The 17,297-nt window shown below is 41.4% G+C and carries 17 protein-coding genes; 7 read left to right on the top strand and 10 right to left on the bottom strand.

The window, feature by feature from the left end:
* Nucleotides 1-220 precede the first annotated feature (220 nt).
* Both B5D55_RS00085 and B5D55_RS00080 read right to left on the bottom strand, forming a co-directional pair.
* Nucleotides 221-1,306: a BMP family ABC transporter substrate-binding protein gene (locus tag B5D55_RS00085; protein WP_078931947.1), complete on the bottom strand. Its 1,086-nt coding sequence runs from the start codon at nucleotides 1,304-1,306 to the stop codon at nucleotides 221-223.
* Between the two features lie 20 nt (nucleotides 1,307-1,326).
* Nucleotides 1,327-1,902 (bottom strand): xanthine phosphoribosyltransferase, encoded by a 576-nt coding sequence (locus B5D55_RS00080; RefSeq protein WP_078931946.1) that lies wholly within the window; start codon nucleotides 1,900-1,902, stop codon nucleotides 1,327-1,329.
* A 215-nt stretch (nucleotides 1,903-2,117) separates the two neighbouring features.
* Here B5D55_RS00080 and B5D55_RS00075 point away from each other — a divergent pair, with 215 nt between their 5' ends.
* Complete coding sequence (locus B5D55_RS00075) at nucleotides 2,118-2,720, top strand: flavin reductase (protein WP_078931945.1); 603 nt, start codon at nucleotides 2,118-2,120, stop codon at nucleotides 2,718-2,720.
* A 5-nt stretch (nucleotides 2,721-2,725) separates the two neighbouring features.
* On the opposite strand, the gene B5D55_RS00070 is transcribed toward B5D55_RS00075, so the two are convergent.
* The gene (locus tag B5D55_RS00070; RefSeq protein ID WP_078931944.1) at nucleotides 2,726-4,072 is read right to left on the bottom strand and encodes an MATE family efflux transporter; all 1,347 of its coding nucleotides are present in this window, start codon (nucleotides 4,070-4,072) and stop codon (nucleotides 2,726-2,728) included.
* A gap of 149 nt (nucleotides 4,073-4,221) precedes the next feature.
* On the opposite strand from B5D55_RS00070, the gene B5D55_RS00065 reads away from it, so the two are divergent.
* From B5D55_RS00065 to B5D55_RS00050, 4 genes are all read left to right on the top strand, one after another.
* Entirely contained in the window at nucleotides 4,222-4,899 is a 678-nt protein-coding gene (locus B5D55_RS00065; RefSeq protein ID WP_078931943.1) for a response regulator transcription factor, read from the top strand.
* 1 nt (nucleotide 4,900) lies between these two features.
* On the top strand, nucleotides 4,901-6,253 hold the full coding sequence (locus B5D55_RS00060) for a sensor histidine kinase (RefSeq protein WP_078931942.1): 1,353 nt from the start codon (nucleotides 4,901-4,903) through the stop codon (nucleotides 6,251-6,253).
* Between the two features lie 78 nt (nucleotides 6,254-6,331).
* Entirely contained in the window at nucleotides 6,332-7,993 is a 1,662-nt protein-coding gene (locus tag B5D55_RS00055; protein ID WP_078931941.1) for a Na/Pi cotransporter family protein, read from the top strand.
* The gene (locus B5D55_RS00050; protein ID WP_078931940.1) at nucleotides 7,994-8,656 is read left to right on the top strand and encodes an HD domain-containing protein; all 663 of its coding nucleotides are present in this window, start codon (nucleotides 7,994-7,996) and stop codon (nucleotides 8,654-8,656) included. It abuts the gene before it with no gap.
* 15 nt (nucleotides 8,657-8,671) lie between these two features.
* Here B5D55_RS00050 and B5D55_RS00045 read toward each other — a convergent pair whose 3' ends face one another.
* Nucleotides 8,672-9,919, bottom strand: a complete 1,248-nt coding sequence (locus B5D55_RS00045; RefSeq protein WP_078931939.1) for a site-specific DNA-methyltransferase — start codon at nucleotides 9,917-9,919, stop codon at nucleotides 8,672-8,674.
* Between the two features lie 89 nt (nucleotides 9,920-10,008).
* Between B5D55_RS00045 and cls the strand changes: the two genes are divergently transcribed.
* Nucleotides 10,009-11,613 carry a cardiolipin synthase gene (gene cls, locus B5D55_RS00040; RefSeq protein ID WP_159446110.1) on the top strand — a complete coding sequence of 535 codons (1,605 nt, stop codon included), beginning with the start codon at nucleotides 10,009-10,011 and terminating at the stop codon, nucleotides 11,611-11,613.
* Here the strand turns inward: cls and B5D55_RS00035 are convergent.
* The 6 genes from B5D55_RS00035 to B5D55_RS00015 all read right to left on the bottom strand — a co-directional run bounded on the left by B5D55_RS00035 (nucleotide 11,588) and on the right by B5D55_RS00015 (nucleotide 16,877).
* Entirely contained in the window at nucleotides 11,588-13,600 is a 2,013-nt protein-coding gene (locus B5D55_RS00035) for a heavy metal translocating P-type ATPase (RefSeq protein WP_143593105.1), read from the bottom strand. The genes cls and B5D55_RS00035 overlap by 26 nt on opposite strands.
* Before the next feature lie 102 nt (nucleotides 13,601-13,702).
* Entirely contained in the window at nucleotides 13,703-14,038 is a 336-nt protein-coding gene (locus B5D55_RS00030; RefSeq protein ID WP_234975345.1) for an ArsR/SmtB family transcription factor, read from the bottom strand.
* A 246-nt stretch (nucleotides 14,039-14,284) separates the two neighbouring features.
* Nucleotides 14,285-14,665, bottom strand: a complete 381-nt coding sequence (locus B5D55_RS00025; protein WP_078931936.1) for a hypothetical protein — start codon at nucleotides 14,663-14,665, stop codon at nucleotides 14,285-14,287.
* 3 nt (nucleotides 14,666-14,668) lie between these two features.
* Nucleotides 14,669-15,790 carry an SPFH domain-containing protein gene (locus tag B5D55_RS00020; protein WP_078931935.1) on the bottom strand — a complete coding sequence of 374 codons (1,122 nt, stop codon included), beginning with the start codon at nucleotides 15,788-15,790 and terminating at the stop codon, nucleotides 14,669-14,671.
* A 3-nt stretch (nucleotides 15,791-15,793) separates the two neighbouring features.
* Complete coding sequence (locus B5D55_RS11390; RefSeq protein ID WP_143593104.1) at nucleotides 15,794-16,024, bottom strand: hypothetical protein; 231 nt, start codon at nucleotides 16,022-16,024, stop codon at nucleotides 15,794-15,796.
* Nucleotides 15,999-16,877, bottom strand: coding sequence for a hypothetical protein (locus B5D55_RS00015; RefSeq protein WP_078931934.1), 879 nt, complete (start codon nucleotides 16,875-16,877; stop codon nucleotides 15,999-16,001). Before B5D55_RS00015 ends, B5D55_RS11390 begins: the two co-directional genes overlap by 26 nt.
* A 167-nt stretch (nucleotides 16,878-17,044) precedes the next feature.
* On the opposite strand from B5D55_RS00015, the gene B5D55_RS00010 reads away from it, so the two are divergent.
* Nucleotides 17,045-17,297 (top strand): transposase (locus B5D55_RS00010; protein WP_143593102.1); only part of this gene is annotated, 253 nt, incomplete at its 3' end.

The raw sequence follows: 17,297 nt of genomic DNA, 5'->3' as shown, positions 1-17,297 counted from the left end.
CGTATGGTGTTTCCATAAAAAAAAGACCGCCTGTTTTACCGCAGAATGATTTTTGCGGGATTTCAGGCAGCCTTTTTTAAGAAATTGAGTCTGTTTTAGGGAAGTGCTGATTAACACTTGAAGCGATTACTCAGCACTTTCCGTCAAATTTCCGTAAGTCATTGACTTACGGACAATTAGCTGCATTAAGGGTTTAAAACAAAACCTTAGAACTGTTTTTTTAGTTCTGCGGAATGACGCCGTTTACGCCTTTTACGAACCAGCTCATATTCCATACGTCGTTATCAGACATTACTGTTCCGGCAGGGACTTTTTCAGCACCAGTCTGATCGAAAATCGGGCCTTCGAAAATCTTGAGGGAACCGTTTTCAATTGCAGTGCGTGCTGCATCGATTTTTTCCTGAGTTCCTTCTGCGCAAAGGTCAGAAAGCGGAGCTAAGTCAACCATACCGGAAGAAAGTCCTTCCCAGTAAGCGCGGCTCTGCCACGTTCCGTTAAGGATTGTGTTTACGTCATCGGTGATGAATGTTGCCCAGTGGAAAATCGGAGCGGTAAGGTATGCTTTTGGTGCTGCATTCGGTGTAGGAACGTTATATCCAAGGCAGAATGCTCCTTTTTCCTGCGCGGCAATCTGAGGTGCCGTTGTGTCCTGATGCTGTTCGATAATGTCGCAGCCTTTGTTCAGTACTTCAAGAGCAGCCTGTTTTTCTACAGTCGGGTCGTACCAGGTGTTTGTCCATACAACTTCAATAGTTGCATCCGGGTTTACGGACTGAACGCCTCGCGCAAAACCGTTTATTCCGCGGATACATTCAGGGATAGGGAATGCTGCAACATAGCCGATTTTGTTTGTCTTTGTTTTAAGACCGGCTGCAATGCCGGCAAGATAGCGTGCTTCATACATTTTTCCGAAGTAGGTAGAAACGTTTTCTGCGCGCTTGTAGCCGGAACAGTGACCGAATTTTACGTTCGGGAAATCCTTTGCAACTTTGATAGTCCAGTCCATAAAGCCGAAGCTTGTTGTGTAGATTACATTACATCCCTGGTCAATAAGGTCACGGATAACTTTTTCACAGTCCGCATTCTCTGGGACATTTTCTACGTACATCGTCTTTATTCCCTGCTCTTCAAGGGCAAGACGTCCCTGATCCTGTGCCGTCGTGTAGCCTTCGTCGTGGATAGAGCCGATGTAGACAAAACCTACTTTCAGGTTTTCCTTTGTGATTTTTGCATCAGCGGCATTTTTCTTTGAACATCCGGTGACTGCAAGAACTGCACCTAAAACTGCGATTGCAATTTTTTTCATATTATTTTCCTCCAAAAGGTTTATGCTCTGAATGTAATTGTTCCGTCATCAGTCATTTTGTCGACGATGGCAAGGCTTTCTACGCGGTATCCTTTTTCGCGGAGCATTTTTCCGCCGTTCTGAAATCCCTTTTCAATGGCAATGCAGATTCCCTGCACGGAAGCGCCTGCTTTTTCTACGATTTCTATAAGACCGTTCAGCGCGTTGCCGTTTGCAAGAAAATCGTCTACCAGAAGGATTTTATCTCCGGGATTGATGTATTTTTTTGATACGACTACCGTATAATTCTGATTATGGGTGAACGACCATACGCTTGCGGAATATACGCCTTCGTTCACGTTGCTTGACTGGTGCTTTTTTGCAAATACGAGCGGAACTCCGAACTGCCGGGCAACGGCGTAACCTACGGCAATTCCGCTTGATTCGATTGTAAGGATTTTTGTTGGTTTTGTATCTTTGTAAAGCCGCGCAAATTCTGCGCCCATTTCGTCCATAAGCCGGACATCTATCTGATGGTTCAAAAAATTACTTACTTTCAGGATATTTCCCGGTAAAACTTCTCCGTCTTCAATTATACGCTTTTCAAGTAATTCCATAGCATATATTAGAAAAAAAACACAATGAATTCAAGTTATGTTTAAGACCCGGTACGACTTCGTATGGCTGTGCGTAAATATTATTGGACAAAAAGTCTTAATTTCATTATGTTTTAAGAGGTAGGGAGAACTAAGGGGTTAAAACAAACCCTAATTTTTATGCGAGGGAAAGATAAAAACCGCTGAAATAGCGCGGCTTTTTACTGGAGGTAACTATGAATCCAAAGGTTATGAATAAACTCAGTTACGGTATTTTTGTCGTAACTGCAAAAGACGGCGATAAGGACAACGGATGTATCATCAATACAGGAATACAGGTGACTACAGAGCCTAATCAGATTGCGTTTGCGCTGAACAAGAACAACTACACCCACGATATGATTGTTAAGACAAAGGAACTTAATCTTTCAATCCTGAGCGAAAAGGCGACTATGGCGACGATACAGAATTTCGGATTTCAGTCCGGACGGACAGCGGATAAATTCGTGGAATTTCCGTTTGAGCGTTCTGCCAACGGCATCACCTATGTTGCTAAGGAATGTAACGGCTACATTTCTGCCAAAGTGACGCAGACGATCGATTTGGGAACGCATACGCTTTTTATCGCCACTGTAACTGACGGCGACGTCCTTGACGATTCTCCGTCTGCAACATACGCCTATTATCACGCGCATATTAAGCAGACTTCAAAACCGGAGGCAAAAAAAGGCTGGATTTGCACCGTCTGCGGCTATATCTACGAAGGTGAAACGCTTCCTCCGGATTTTATCTGTCCTATTTGCGGTCATCCTGCATCAGACTTTGAGCCGCTGAAATAAGCTGTTTATTCCGTTAAATCATGAAGCCACTTTCCTGATTTCAGCCGTATGAAACCTGCAGTGGCTTTTAGTATGTCTTCCGTATGGACGCACAGGAACAGTGCCCAATACGGCCAGTGGAATACAAGAACTGCGATAAATCCGAGCGGCAGCGCAATAAGCCACATAAAACCAGCGTCTATGAAAGATGCAAAAACGGTGTCGCCGCCGGACCGGCATACGCCTACAATCATGCACATATTGAATGCGCAGAACGGATAAAAAAATATGACCAGATACAGCATTTGTGCTGCCATTCTGGTTATATGCGGCTGGACATTGAAAAAATACGGCAGCATAAAAGAGAGGGGGATCATCAGAGGCGCAAGAACGGCAGCACAGCAAGGCATAAAACGCGCCATTTTGTTTGCAAGCAATCGTGCACCGTCGTAGTTGCGTTCTCCGATTTTTTTTCCTATGAGAATTGCTGCTGCATTTCCTGTTCCTATAAAGAATACCCATACAAGATTATCAATTGTTCCGCGTATATTGAACGCTGCGATTACATCTGTTCCTGCGTGTGCAAAAATTGAATTCTGCATCGAAATTCCAAAACCCCACAGGCTTTCGTTAATAAGGACAGGAAGGCATATCCGCGCATACTTTCCAAGAAAACTAAAATCGGTAAGCAGATAACCGCGCAGTTTTCCGATAATTTCATATTTTTTTATGACAGGAACGGCTGTGAGTATGACTGTTTCTACAATGCGCGAAAAAACAGTTGCAGCTGCGGCACCTTGTATTCCCATAGTCGGAATAATCTGTGTGCCGCCGATGCTTACTCCAAAAATAAAAGCTGCATTTCCTATGGCATTTACCAGTACGGAAATTCCTGTAGCCGCCATCGGAAGATTTACGTGTTCGGTGCTTCTCAGGGCGTGTCCGAATGCCATTGATATTCCGAAGAAAAAGTAACAGGGAGAAACAACGCGCAGGTAACTAGCACCATGCAGAATGACGGAAACATCATTTGTGTAAACGGAAAGACATTTTTCTGGAAAAAAAGCTGCAAGGACAGTGAACAGCATTGAAACGGCGAATGCAAGTGCCACGGTGATGCCCATTGTCTGTCTGAGCCTGCTTATATCTTTTTTTCCCCAGAACTGTGACATAAAGATGGAGCCGCCGGATACTACGCCGAACATAACTGTGTTCATTACAAAAAAAATCTGGTTTCCAAGTCCTACGGCGGCAATTTCTACGGCTCCAAGCTGTCCGACCATCACAGTGTCAATCATATTTACAAATGAAGTAAGGAAATTCTGCATGATAATCGGAAGGGCAATTTTAAAAACAGTTCTGTAAAAATCCATGATTATATACTAGCTGATTATCAAATGATTGCAAAGCAATGGACTGAATGTTTTTTTTATGCCGGAAAATTTCATTTTCTTTCTTGAATTTACAAGAAATTTACATTTTTCATTTGTTAAAAATACACTTCTTACTTATTATATGAAATATGATTTACCTTTTGGAAGATGACGACAGTATCAGAAAACTCGTAGTGTACACGCTTAAAAGCCAGCAGATGGAATCTGAGGGATTTGAGAAGCCCTCAGACTTTTGGAAGGCAATGCAGGTTCATCTGCCGGAACTTATTCTGCTTGATATTATGCTTCCCGAAGAAGACGGACTCAGCGTGCTTAAAAAACTGCGTTCTAATCCAAAAACGAAAAGAATTCCTGTCGTTATGCTGACTGCAAAGGCGACTGAATATGATACGGTTACGGGTCTTGATACAGGCGCGGATGACTATATTACAAAGCCGTTCGGAATGATGGCACTTGTTGCACGAATCAAGGCGGTAAAGCGCCGTTATGAAGCAGGAAAGACTGCATCGCCGGGAACTGAACTTACTGCCGGTAATATTGTTGTGAGCAAGGAAAAGCACTGCGTTTGGGTAGACGGAAAGCAGGTTTTCCTTACGCTGAAGGAATTTGATATGCTCGTCCTTCTTCTTGAAAACAAGGGAAACGTCCTTACGCGCGAACAGCTTTTGAATTCCGTGTGGAATTACGAGAACGACATTGAAAGCCGGACTATCGACGTTCACGTGCGTACGCTTCGGCAGAAACTTGGTGCAAGTGGCGAACTTTTGGAAACAATCCGCGGCGTAGGATACAAAATTGGAGAATAATATGAAGAAAAACGTTTCCGCTGGAAAAAAGAAAAGTATGGCATTCGAAATTTTCAGAAATACGTTTCTTGTGGGTGCGCTTGTATATTTTGTATGCTCAGCGGTTTTTATCGACCAGCTTTATAAATATTTTGAACAGCAGATTTTCCGGGAACTTGAAACGGAGGCAGAACTTGCCATTCAGGGTTACAGGAAAGGCGGAATTGATTTTGTGCAGGGAATTGACATCCGCAACCGAATTACGCTCATAGACAGCGGCGGAAACGTTCTTTTTGACAATCATGCTGATTATGCTGAAATGGAAAATCATCTTGAGCGCGAAGAAGTTTCTGAAGCGTTGAAAAAAGGCAAGGGCTATTCTTCGCGCTATTCAGTTACGTTGATGAAAAAATCGCTGTATGCGGCAATCCGTATGGATGAAAATACGATTATGCGCGTTTCGTGCGACCAGCATACGGTGGGAATACTTGTGTTCGGTATGAGCCAGCCGCTTCTGCTTCTGTTTGTAATTGCGCTCATCATCTCCGGCGTGATTGCTACTCTGCTTGCAAAACAGATTACGGAATCAATCAATAAAATCGACCTTGACAATCCGCGTGACTGTCAGGTTTACGAGGAACTCAAGCCGTTTACCGAACGGATTGCCGATGAAAACTACGAAAAGTCACAGCGCGAGGAAATCCGTCATCAGTTTACGGCAAACGTAAGCCACGAACTGAAAACGCCGCTTACAAGCATCAGCGGATTTGCCGAGCTTATGAAAGACGGTTCTGTTGATAATCAGACGATGATGGATTTTGCCGGCGACATCTACAATGAAAGCCAGCGCCTGATTGTGCTTGTAAACGATATAATAAAATTGAGCCGGCTTGATGAACAGTCGATTTCCCTTGAAAAGACGCGGATAAATTTAAAGGAAATTGCGCAGTCCGTGTGCGAGACGCTTCATCAGGCGGCGCAGAAAAAAGACGTTACGGTTAATCTTATTGGTACGGACGGATTTATAAGCGGAGTACCGCAGGTGATTACGGAAATGGTATACAATCTGTGCGACAATGCGATAAAATACAACAGGCAGGGCGGAAGAATAGACATTGCCGTTTCTGTAAATGCCGCCGACGGAACGGTAACTCTTTCCGTAAAAGATACTGGCATTGGAATCCCGGAGAATGCGCGCGAGCGGGTTTTTGAAAGATTTTACTGCGTTGACAAAAGCCGCTCTAAACAGGTAGGAGGAACAGGGCTAGGGCTTTCAATCGTAAAGCACGGCGCAAAATATCATAATGCGCGCATTTATCTTGACAGCACGGAAGGTGTCGGCTCAAAATTTACGGTTGTTTTCCCGGCTGAATAGAAATTTTACAATAATTTTACATTCGGCAGGACACGCACCGTTCCTTATCCTGTATGATAACATGAATATGGGGTAGTTATGTTGCTTTCAATAATTTCTATTGTGTTGAATTTTGCAGGCGCACTCGGTCTTTTGCTTTTTGGAATGGATATGCTGAGTGCGGGTATCCAGAAGGGTGCAGGAAAAAGCCTTCAGAAACTGTTGGGTATGATTTCAAGCAACCGTTTTACTGCGGTTCTTACAGGCGTTCTTGTTACCGCCATAATACAGTCATCCGGCGCGACTACGGTTATGGTCGTAAGTTTTGTAAATGCGGAAATTCTTTCATTAACGCAGGCAATCGGAATTATTTTCGGCGCGAACATTGGAACTACAGTTACCGCCTGGATTGTTTCGCTTTTCGGCTTTAATTTCAGTATTTCAAGCGTTGCAATTCCGATATTCGGAATCGGCTTTGCGATGAAATTCCTGAAAAAATGGAAAGTTCATAATTACGCCGACGTTTTTATGGGATTCGGACTTTTGTTCTGGGGACTTGACCTTCTGAAAGGTACGCTTTCCCTTGATGCAGGTTCAATGATATTCCTTCAGAAATTCGCCGGTCTTGGAATTTGGGGAATTATTGTAAGCGTGATTATCGGCGCTGTCCTTACTGCGCTGGTTCATTCTTCAAGTGCGATTACGGCGATTGTAATTACGCTTGCAACTCTGAATGCAGACTGTTTTCCATGGGAGATTGCCGCCGCGCTCGTTCTTGGAAGCAACATCGGTTCTACCGTAGATGCAGTTCTTTCGGCGATGGGTGCGAACATCAACGCAAAGCGCACGGCGGTCGTTCATGTTGGCTTTAACGTTCTTGGAACGGTGATTGCCCTTATTTTATTCCGTCCGTTTCTTTCTCTTGTTGACTTTATCATTCCGGGGCTTCCGAAAGACAATATGTCTGCCCACATTGCAATGCTTCATACAGTCTTTAATGTCTGCGCAACGCTCCTGTTTCTTCCTTTTGTAAACCAGATTGCCGGTCTTGTAACGAAAATCGTAAAAGAATCCGGAAAATATGATGACAAACATTACCGCCTTCCTGCAATTACGCCGGTCATGCATTCTTCCGTTGATTTGTACACGGTTCAGATGGAACGTGAAATCGGGCGGATGGCAGGACATGTTATGATTATGCTTGATGAAGTTGCAGCGTGTCTTTCCAATCATAATAAAAAATCTGTAGAGGAAATTAAGGCATTCGTTTCAAGTCAGGAAAATTACGTTGACGAAATGAACGAGGCGATTACTCCGTTCCTTGTAAAATGTACCCGTATGAGCAGTGCAAATCACGATAACCGCGTTCAGCTTTCAAAAATGATGCAGATTACGGACGGACTTGAGTCACTGAGCGACGAATGCTGTGCCGTTATGCACACGGTTGCAAAATACATAGGAAGCAAGGGACTGGACATAAAGTCAGAGTCGTTTGCAAAAATCGTTTCATATATGAATCAGGTTCACGATTTCTTTGAATACGTTTCCCAGCATATCGTTCTTGGTCTTACGGAAGGTGAACTTGAGTTTTCTTCCAGTATTGAAGAAGAAATTGACAGGACGCAGAAAGTCCTTAAAAAAATGTCGCGTAAGCGCATTGAAAGCGGCGAAAACGTCAAGACTGAACTTCAGTATATTGATATTGTACGCCGCATAGAAAAAGCTGGCGACTGTATTTATGGAATTGCGAAGGTGCTGTAGATGAAATTTACGTTTGAAGATATTAAAAAAGACCCCAAAATCCATACTTATATCAGTATGGCAGACAAGTCTCTTGCATCGCTGGGGTATACGGAACATAGTTTTGGTCACGTGGGAATTGTTGCAAAAAATGCCGGCTATATTCTGGAAACGCTTGGCTATCCGGCAGATGAAATTGAACTTGCAAAAATCGCGGGCTATATGCACGACATCGGAAACATAGTAAACCGCGTAAATCATTCGCAAAGCGGCGCAATTATCGCGTTACGGCTGCTTGATAATCTTGGAATGGACGCCGCCGACGCTTCGGAAATTGTTATGGCCATCGGAAACCACGACGAAGGAACGGGAACGCCTGTAAGTTCAATTGCGGCGGCTCTTATTATTGCGGATAAAGCTGATGTGCGAAGAAGCCGCGTCCGTAATCAGGACGAATCGACGTTTGACATTCACGACAGGGTTAATTATTCGGTGAAGGAATCGGAACTGAAAATCAACAAGGAACATACGCTCATAAAGCTTAAACTTTCGATAGATACGCATTACTGTTCGGTGATGGACTTTTTCGAGATTTTTATGGAGCGTATGGTTATGTGCCGCGCCGCCGCAGAAAAACTTGCTCTTCGCTTTAAGCTTATCATAAACGAACAGCAGCTTATGTAGTTTGTGCAGTTTAGTTTATGTAGAGAACGGCTGTTTTTCGCAAAGTTTCCAGCAGGTGATTTTATCCTGCGGTTCAAGAACAGCTTTCATCCGGGCAAGGCACAGTTCGGAAATCGTACTGAACCGTGACTTTTTCTGGATTTTTTCAGGCTTTTGAATTAGAATGCATTTTCTTTTTCCGCCGTCAAGTCTGTTCTGCCGCACGACTGCTTCAAATGTAGTTCCGCTTCCTGCAAAAAAATCAAGAACAATGATGTTTTTTTTCATATTAGCAATCTGAATGAAACGCTGGATTAGTCCGACCGGCTTTGGATTGTCAAAGCACTGTTTTTCCCTAAGAATTAAATCTACATAATTCTGCGCATTTCGCGTGCTTTCTGCGCCGTCGATAATGTTTTTTGGAATAATCTGTGTTTCTTCCCCATTGAATATTTTTTCGCGCGGAACGTTCCTGTATTCTGGCTTTGTTCCCCAGTAGATTTTGTCCTGCTTTATGAGTTCGTCCATTTTTTCCTTTGGAATGAGCCACTGGCGCTTCCATTTTACTCCGGACGGAGATGTTATTTCGTAGTAGTTCGGGTGATTTGGATTTGAGCGTTTTTCGTCAAAACTTATGCTTCCTGAAAACCAGTTTCCGCGCGGATCGCCGTCTGTGTTTGTCTTTGCCCAGTCCGTTACTTCAACATCTTTAAACGAACGTAGTTTTCTGTAATTTTTTGCATAGCATAAATTTGACTGCTGCATTGTCCGTGAAAAACGGTCTTTTTTTCCTTTTCCGTGAAGCCACATAAAGTCGTTTATGAAATTTTCCGCACCGAAAATCCTGTCGCACAAAAGTTTAAGCACGTAAAGCGATTCCTGCCCGATTGAAATAAAAATGCAGCCGTCCTCCGAAAGCAGGTTTCTTGCACATTCCAGACGGCGGCTCATAAAACTAAGCCAGGCGCTGTATTTGTCCTTTGAAAGCCAGGCTGATTTATTTTCTATATACAGGGAATCATTGTAGGTAAAATTCGTTTTTCCGGTGTTGTACGGCGGATCAATGCAGATAAGGTTGATTTTTCCGCCGTGCGTTTTTTCAAGCAGGCGAAGGCAGGGGTAGTTGTCGCCTTCTATAAACGTATGCGCAGCATTTTCCGGCAAAACTGCGTCTGTTCCGCCGCCGTCAGGGATTTCTTCCGTTCGTACAAGTTCAAAATGATGCTGAATGTCCGGCGTATCTGCGGCTTCCGGAACGTCCGTCCAGTTGATGGAAAAACTCATAGGAACAGTATATCAGAAATCTTCAAAAAGTCATTGAAAATGACATTCAGAGGTTTTCATAACATTTATTTATGTATATATTTAAACGTATGAAAAAGAAGAATGAACGTGGGGAGGGAGTTGAATCAGATTTTAAATCTCCGTTGAAATATGCGCGTTTTTTGAAGCCGTTTGTCTATTCAAAAATGCTTCTGATTATTCTTTTGCTGCTTGCCCAGTTTGCAATTTATCTTACGCTTGTTTTGAGGTTTGAACGTTTCATTCCGTACTTAGGATGGACAAACCTTGCGCTGAGCATTCTTTTTCTGAGTTATCTTGCAAACAAACAGGGAAAAAATGAATTTAAACTTGCCTGGCTGTTTCCGATTTTGATTTTTCCGTTCTTCGGAATTGTGCTGTATTTTATGTGCAAGGTGAATTTTGGCGGACGGCGGCTGAAAAAAAGCCTTCGCCTTATAAAAAAAGAATCCGAACCTGTTATGATTACCGGTACGGAAGATTCGTCCGCCGTTTTTGAGGAATACCCGAAAGTTCGCGACATTGCAGAGTATTTGCGCAGGACATCTTCCTATCCGTCGTATACAGGCACGAAAGAAACGTATTTTCCAAGCGGCGAAGAAGCATTTGCTGATATAAAAGAACGTCTTAAGGCGGCAGAACATTTTATTTTTATCGAATATTTTATTATTGAACCGAGCCGTATATGGCATGAAATTCTTGATATTTTGCGTGAAAAGGCTTTGCAGGGCGTTGACGTGCGGATTTTGTACGACAGTCTTGGCTCAGGTGCGTATTCTACAAGAAGGTACGAGCGTTACCTTGAACGAAGCGGCATTAAGGCAAAGATATTTATGCCGTTCGTCCCGGTGTTTGATACAGGACTGAACAACCGTGACCACCGGAAAATCCTTGATATTGACGGAAAGACTGTCTATACAGGCGGAATAAACATTTCTGACGAATATGCAAATTATGAACATCCGCGCTTTGGTTACTGGAAAGATACCGCAATCCGACTTGACGGACCGGCAGTCCGAACTTTTACGATTATGTTCCTTCAGCTATGGAACGTAGCAAATAAGACGATGGAAGAGGCGTCCGGGTACAGGAAATTTGCTGATGTTCCGTGCGAAAAACATTCCGGGCAGGGTGTTACGATTCCGTATGGTGATGATGCATTCAACGGGGAGGATGTTGCAGAAAACGTCTACAACTACATTCTTGCAAAGGCGCACGATTACGTCCATATTATGACGCCGTACACAATTCTTGATAACACGATGATAAATGCGCTTTCATTTGCGGCAAAGCGCGGTGTGGATGTTTCTGTAATTGTTCCAAAGCATTATGACCATTACATTACATTCTGCGTGGGAAGAACGTTCATCAAGACGCTTATTGAAAAGGGAATACGCGTTTATGAATATAATCCGGGCTTTATACACGCAAAGTCGTTCGTTTCTGACGGAAACAGGGCGACGGTTGGCTCAATCAATCTTGATTACCGCAGCCTGTTCCACCATTTTGAATGTGGCGTTTTTCTCTATAAATCTCCTGAAATCGGGCATATTGAGGAAGATTTCCAAAATACGCTCAAGGACTGCCGGCAGATTACAGCGGAATCTTACAAGAAAATTCCGCTTATAACCCGGATTGTTGGCTGGAGTTTCAGGATTTTTTCACCTTTGCTGTAGCGCGCATTGCGTTCAAAATTGCAAGGACTGCAACGCCTGTATCTCCGAACACGGCAAGCCACATATTTGCAATGCCTGCTGCTCCCAAAACCATAATTGCAATTTTTACGGCAAGCGAGAAAATTATGTTCTGCTTTACGATTGAAAGCGTCTTTCTTGACGTGCGTATTGCCGCCGCAATTTTTGAAGGTTCGTCGTCCATTATTACAACATCCGCCGATTCTATCGCCGCGTCTGCACCAAGTCCGCCCATTGCAATACCAACGTCTGCACGCGCAAGAACAGGTGCATCATTGATACCGTCTCCGGCAAATGCAAGTGCACCGCGTTTTTTCCTGCCGTCATTCAATTGTGAAATAAGTTCTTCCACCTTTGTAACTTTATCCTGCGGAAGAAGATTTGAGTAGAATTCATCAACGCCTGTTTCTTTTGCAACTGCTTCTGCCGTAGTCTGATTGTCGCCGGTAAGCATAACGATTTTATTCACGCCGAGCGAATGAAGTTCTTTCACTGCCTGTGCTGCATCTTCTTTTGTGCGGTCAGAAATGATGATGTGTCCGGCATATTCGCCGTCTACCGCAACGTGAACGACCGTTCCTGCGTCCGTCATGCTGCATTTTTCATATCCTGTTACGTTTTGATTTTGCATAAGCTGTTCGTTTCCTGCAAGAACGGTCTTTCCGTCAAGGCATACCTTTATTCCCTCGCCGCTGATTTCCTGAGCATCTGTTACTTTTGCAAGCGAACAGCATTCTCCATGGTGTGCTGCCTTAAGTGATTTTGCCGCAGGATGATTTGAATAGATTTCCGCGTGGGCTGCGATTGCAATAAGTTCATCTTCAGGAAATTTTTCCGGGTGAAGGCAGTGAACGTCTGTTACGACAAATACGCCTTTTGTAAGTGTACCGGTCTTGTCAAAAACAGCAGTTTTTATTGTGGCAAGAGTTTCAAGAGCTCCGCTTCCCTTTACAAGAATTCCCTGACGGCTTCCGGCTCCTATTCCTCCAAAGAACGTAAGCGGAACTGAAATTACTATTGCGCACGGACAGGAAACTACAAGGAAAATAAGCGCACGGTAAATCCAGACGTTCCAGCCGTATTGTGCAAACAGCTGCGGAAAACCGAATTTAAGGACAAGCGGCGGAATGACAGCTACTGCTGCGGCAAGTGCGCAAACAATAGGTGTATAGACTTTTGAAAAACGGGTGATAAACCGCTCGGACTTTGCTTTTTTTGCAGCAGATTCTTCAACAAGATGAAGTATTCGTGTTGCGGCAGATTCTTCTGCAATGCGGACGGCTTTTATTTCAATTACAGACGCTGTGTTTATTGCACCGGAGAAAACTTCGTTTCCTTCAAATACTTCAAGCGGTACGGATTCGCCTGTAAGCGCGGAATTATCGATGAAAGTTTTTCCCTTTGTGATGATGCCGTCCACCGGAATACGCTCTCCCGGTTTTACGACAACCGTTTCGCCTGTCTTAACGTCGCATGCGTCAACGGTTACCGTTTTTCCGTTACGAATGACGTCCGCTGTGTCCGGGCGTATGTTCATAAGCGCCTGAATTGAATCGCGCGATTTATCTACCGCATAATCCTGGAAATATTCTCCCACCTGATAAAACAGCATAACTGCAACCGCTTCCGGGAATTCGCCGGTGAATACTGCACCCAGCGAAGCGATTGTCATTAAAAACTGTTCGTCTAAAATCTTTCCCTTAAACAGATTTTGGAGCGCGCCGATGACAACGTTTTTTCCGCAGACAAGATACGCGGCAAGGTAGATGACGCCGCTGAAAATCCGGGAAGCATCCGCGCCGTTTCCCAAAAAACTCAGGTATTCGTTCAAGAACGCAAGCGGAATATGCTCAACCGCAAGCCCCAGCGCAAACAAAACTGCCGCAATAATAATTTTTTTAAGGGACATTTCTTCTTCGTGTTCCTCAACCTCGTTTCCGCCTGTATGGCAGTGTTTACATTCTTCCATAAATAACCCCCTATTATAATTACGCCTCAATCAATTTTTTAATTTAGGACTCCATAACCGCAGTTTTGCGTTGCAAAACCGCGAGGCGCAGGGAAACCAGTTTTATGATGAACAATAAGTTTTCCCTACGCCCTCTCCTATATGCTCTAGTCCCTGGCTAAGGATTGACGTTACGTGTCCGTCCGCAAGCGAATAAATCAGAGATTTTCCGTCGCGGCGGAATTTTACAAGACCGTTCGTTTTCAAAATTCTGAGCTGATGGCTTACCGCCGACTGCGTCATTGAAAGAAACGCAGAAAGTTCATTTACTGCCATTTCTTTTTTAAAGAGTGCAAACAGGATTTTTATCCGCGAAGAATCTCCAAAAATCTTGAACAGTTCCGCCAGATCAAAGAGAGTGTCCTCGTCCGGCATAGTGCCAACAGTCTGTGAATCCATAAAGCCTCCGTTATTACTAATATATGAACATTTGTTCATATATTAGTAATAACGGAATGGTTTGTCAAGAACCGTAATGTAATTTTATCAGGCGGACTGAGAAGGGTGGCAGTCAGAAGGGAATTCTTTTAACAAATTTTTTTTGCAAGGCAGTTTATTATATGAATGAGAAAGTTTGTTGCCTTGCAAAACAATTAAAAAGAAATAAAACAGTTGTTTATGAAAATTACAAGGGTTGTTTTATGCTTATTTCATATCCTTTTGTTTTTTTCCAATAATAAGCATCAAAAGAAAAAAGACTAGGTATATTGCTGTTAGAATTATATAAAAGCTAAGTAAGAATTTTATAGAGAATTTCATATAAATCAGTGATATCACTGATACGACTATATTAATAAGAAAATAGAGAAATGCAAGTCCTGTATTTACAACAGTAAATAAATACGGAGATTTTGATTTTCCTATAAAAATAGGTGTGAAAATTATCATTAAAAAAGAAAAAGTTGTAAAGCTATAGGCAAGCCATGTTTGAGCAATAGATTCTTTTAAATTTATAAAAAATATTGCATTGAAACATGCCAAAACGATTAAGTCTATTATAATTATAAAAAGTGATTTTTTTTTCATTTTCTAGCCTCCAATTTTTGTACCGCAGCCAGAACAGAATTTTGCACCTGATGTAAGTTCTGTTCCGCACTTTGTGCAGAAACATTTTTTCTCTATAGGTGAACCGCAGTCTGAACAGAATTTTGCGTCAGTTTTGTTTATTGCACCGCATTTTATGCATTTTATACCGGATGAAATATTTGGACTTGTTGAATTGATTAAAGTATTATTAAAAAGTTCTTTTCCGGCTCCTGCAAACATATTTCCAACGCCTCCTGCAGCGTTCATTCCTGCTCCCATAACGGCAATGCCTGCTGCGTTATCGTTTTTAGAAAGATTTGTAACAACTTCCCGGGCAACAAATTTTTGATACTCATCTCCATATATTTGGGATTCCCTTTTTGTTGAATAAGCGGTTTCAAGTTTTTGTCTGTTAGGGTCATTTTCTGGAATATCAATTGCAGAAATAGAAAACTTTAAAAGTTTAACGCCATATTCTTCAAGAACTTTGTCAATTTTAGGTTTTAATTTTAAAGAAAGCTCTTCCTGTTGTGAACAGATGCCTAAAATTTCTTCTCCAGATTCTTTTATATATTTTGCAATCTGACTTTTGATGTGTGCCATCATTTCGTTTCTGAAAAACAGGACAATTCCATCTTGTGTTAAAAAGTTTACATTATTTCCTAACAGTTTTGAAAGAAAAGTTTGTCCGTTGCATACAGAAATTTTAAGAGATCCTCGTGCACGCAAACTTGTCATTATCATCTGAACAGGATCACGTACTTGAATAGGACTTGCAGTTCCCCAAAGAATTTCCATGGAAGAAGCTGTGCGTACAAAATAAACTTTGCAATTAAAAGTGCTGATTCCGCCAGAAAAGGCATTTACGATTCGGCTTAAAAAAGGATAGTTATCTGTAGAGAGAACATGTCTTCCGGCATCAAAAACATTTTGAGTAATTCCATCCTTTAAGAAAATTGCCTGTTCGCCTTCCTGAACAATTAATGTAGAACCTGTATTGAAATCTTCTTCCGGACATTGATATACAAGCAGATTGCCATTACCAGAGTTTTTGATTACATCTAGAAAATGTTTTTTACCGCCAGTAAAAGCAGATTCATTTTGATTTTTTTTGAATAGGGACATATTTTACCTCTCGTATGTTAACATTACTTCTTTTGTGCGTTTAAACATTACTTTTGCAAGTCTTTTAATTTCGCTAATTTGTTCTGAAGAAAGATTTTTATAGTTTTTGATATGTTCATTAAAAATTGCATCCGAAAAACAATCTTTATTAATCATTTTTTGTACAATATCTTGTGCTATTTTATGTAAATCTATAAAAAACTCTTTGTCAAATCCAGAAAAATTCATGCTCATTTAAAAATAAAAATATAATAATTAAGATAAATAAAATTATTAGTTTAAGAGTCACACGTACGATTTTTTCAGAGTTACTATTAATTTCATAATCTAATGAATAGATGGCCGCATATAAATTAAGAATTCCTAAAGTTATCAGCGAAAGAAAACCCCTAAAAGGATGAGATGTCTTATATAGTAATGCTATGCCGGCAATAGATAATAGTGCTAATAAGGCAGTTGAAAATTTGCTGAACCATGCTCGTCGCTTTTTAGCTTTTGTATGTCTTTTTTCAGCATTATATTTATGCAAATTTTTTTTAGCAATTTTTTTTACTTCATCTGTTACTGTATATGATAAGCAAAGTTCATTTATTCTGGCTTCTATGTACTGTATACTTGCAGGTTTTAATCTATCTGCACATTCTTCAATAAGCCATTTGTAATATTTCAAATAAGTGTCCTTTTTATCTTCCTCAGATTCGAATGACATATTTATTTTTTCAATATCAGTTTCGGCGGATTTTATTATATTTACACATTCATCATCGCTTGCGTAAGTATTTGGTGTTGAATAGGCAAGAGAACGATATGTTTGAATAAATTTAGAATAAATGCTGTCATTCCTGTTCAAAATTTCAAAATAGAAATTTTCTCGTTTATACATAAAATTAGTTAAATACATTGCATGTTCAATGACAGCTTCATTTTTTTCATTAAAAAAACGCATTAAAAAATTGTAATATAACTCATTATCTTTTAGCGGAAAGGGCTGTTCTTTATTATAGAAAGAAAAGTTTATTTTCTTAAAAAAGTTATATAATGTATCTGCTGCTTCAATTTGCTTTTCCTGCTCTAATTTAAAAATCAAATCTTCTGCAATTTTAAAATAACTATTAAAGTTTTTTTCGTTTTCAAACCAAGCGTAAAAAAAAGTAGCCTCCCAATCATTAGGATTACGTTCTTGTAATGCCTAACCGCAACTTGGACTAAAACAGCAAAGCTAATAAGGTGTATAATACAAAGGAAGGACACCTTATGGGAAGAACGCGAAGAACTTTTACGGCAGAAGAAAAATTGAAAGTTGTGATGGCTGTTATTCAGGATGGAAAAGCGGTCAGCGATGTTGCAAAGGAAAACAACATTCATCCAAACATGATCCTGAACTGGAAGAAAGAATTCTTGGAAAATGCGGCAATGATATTCAACCGTACCAGACCGGACATTACAGAAAAAGCCCAGCAGAAGAAAATCGATGAACTTGAAGCAAAACTTCAAAAGAAGGATGAAG

Origin of the sequence: Treponema porcinum, from assembly GCF_900167145.1 — a bacterium.
In the GTDB taxonomy this organism is placed as follows: domain Bacteria; phylum Spirochaetota; class Spirochaetia; order Treponematales; family Treponemataceae; genus Treponema_D; species Treponema_D porcinum.
The sequence above is the reverse complement of the archived record's forward strand: the minus strand, read 5'-3'. Positions and strand labels throughout refer to the sequence as shown.

Bases quoted from the DNA above. Each gene is read 5' to 3' on its own strand.
- B5D55_RS00085 (WP_078931947.1), bottom strand. From the start codon at position 1,306: ATGAAAAAAATTGCAATCGCAGTTTTAGGTGCAGTTCTTGCAGTCACC.
- B5D55_RS00080 (WP_078931946.1), bottom strand. From the start codon at position 1,902: ATGGAATTACTTGAAAAGCGTATAATTGAAGACGGAGAAGTTTTACCG.
- B5D55_RS00075 (WP_078931945.1), top strand. From the start codon at position 2,118: ATGAATCCAAAGGTTATGAATAAACTCAGTTACGGTATTTTTGTCGTA.
- B5D55_RS00070 (WP_078931944.1), bottom strand. From the start codon at position 4,072: ATGGATTTTTACAGAACTGTTTTTAAAATTGCCCTTCCGATTATCATG.
- B5D55_RS00065 (WP_078931943.1), top strand. From the start codon at position 4,222: ATGATTTACCTTTTGGAAGATGACGACAGTATCAGAAAACTCGTAGTG.
- B5D55_RS00060 (WP_078931942.1), top strand. From the start codon at position 4,901: ATGAAGAAAAACGTTTCCGCTGGAAAAAAGAAAAGTATGGCATTCGAA.
- B5D55_RS00055 (WP_078931941.1), top strand. From the start codon at position 6,332: ATGTTGCTTTCAATAATTTCTATTGTGTTGAATTTTGCAGGCGCACTC.
- B5D55_RS00050 (WP_078931940.1), top strand. From the start codon at position 7,994: ATGAAATTTACGTTTGAAGATATTAAAAAAGACCCCAAAATCCATACT.
- B5D55_RS00045 (WP_078931939.1), bottom strand. From the start codon at position 9,919: ATGAGTTTTTCCATCAACTGGACGGACGTTCCGGAAGCCGCAGATACG.
- cls (WP_159446110.1), top strand. From the start codon at position 10,009: ATGAAAAAGAAGAATGAACGTGGGGAGGGAGTTGAATCAGATTTTAAA.
- B5D55_RS00035 (WP_143593105.1), bottom strand. From the start codon at position 13,600: ATGGAAGAATGTAAACACTGCCATACAGGCGGAAACGAGGTTGAGGAA.
- B5D55_RS00030 (WP_234975345.1), bottom strand. From the start codon at position 14,038: ATGGATTCACAGACTGTTGGCACTATGCCGGACGAGGACACTCTCTTT.
- B5D55_RS00025 (WP_078931936.1), bottom strand. From the start codon at position 14,665: ATGAAAAAAAAATCACTTTTTATAATTATAATAGACTTAATCGTTTTG.
- B5D55_RS00020 (WP_078931935.1), bottom strand. From the start codon at position 15,790: ATGTCCCTATTCAAAAAAAATCAAAATGAATCTGCTTTTACTGGCGGT.
- B5D55_RS11390 (WP_143593104.1), bottom strand. From the start codon at position 16,024: ATGAGCATGAATTTTTCTGGATTTGACAAAGAGTTTTTTATAGATTTA.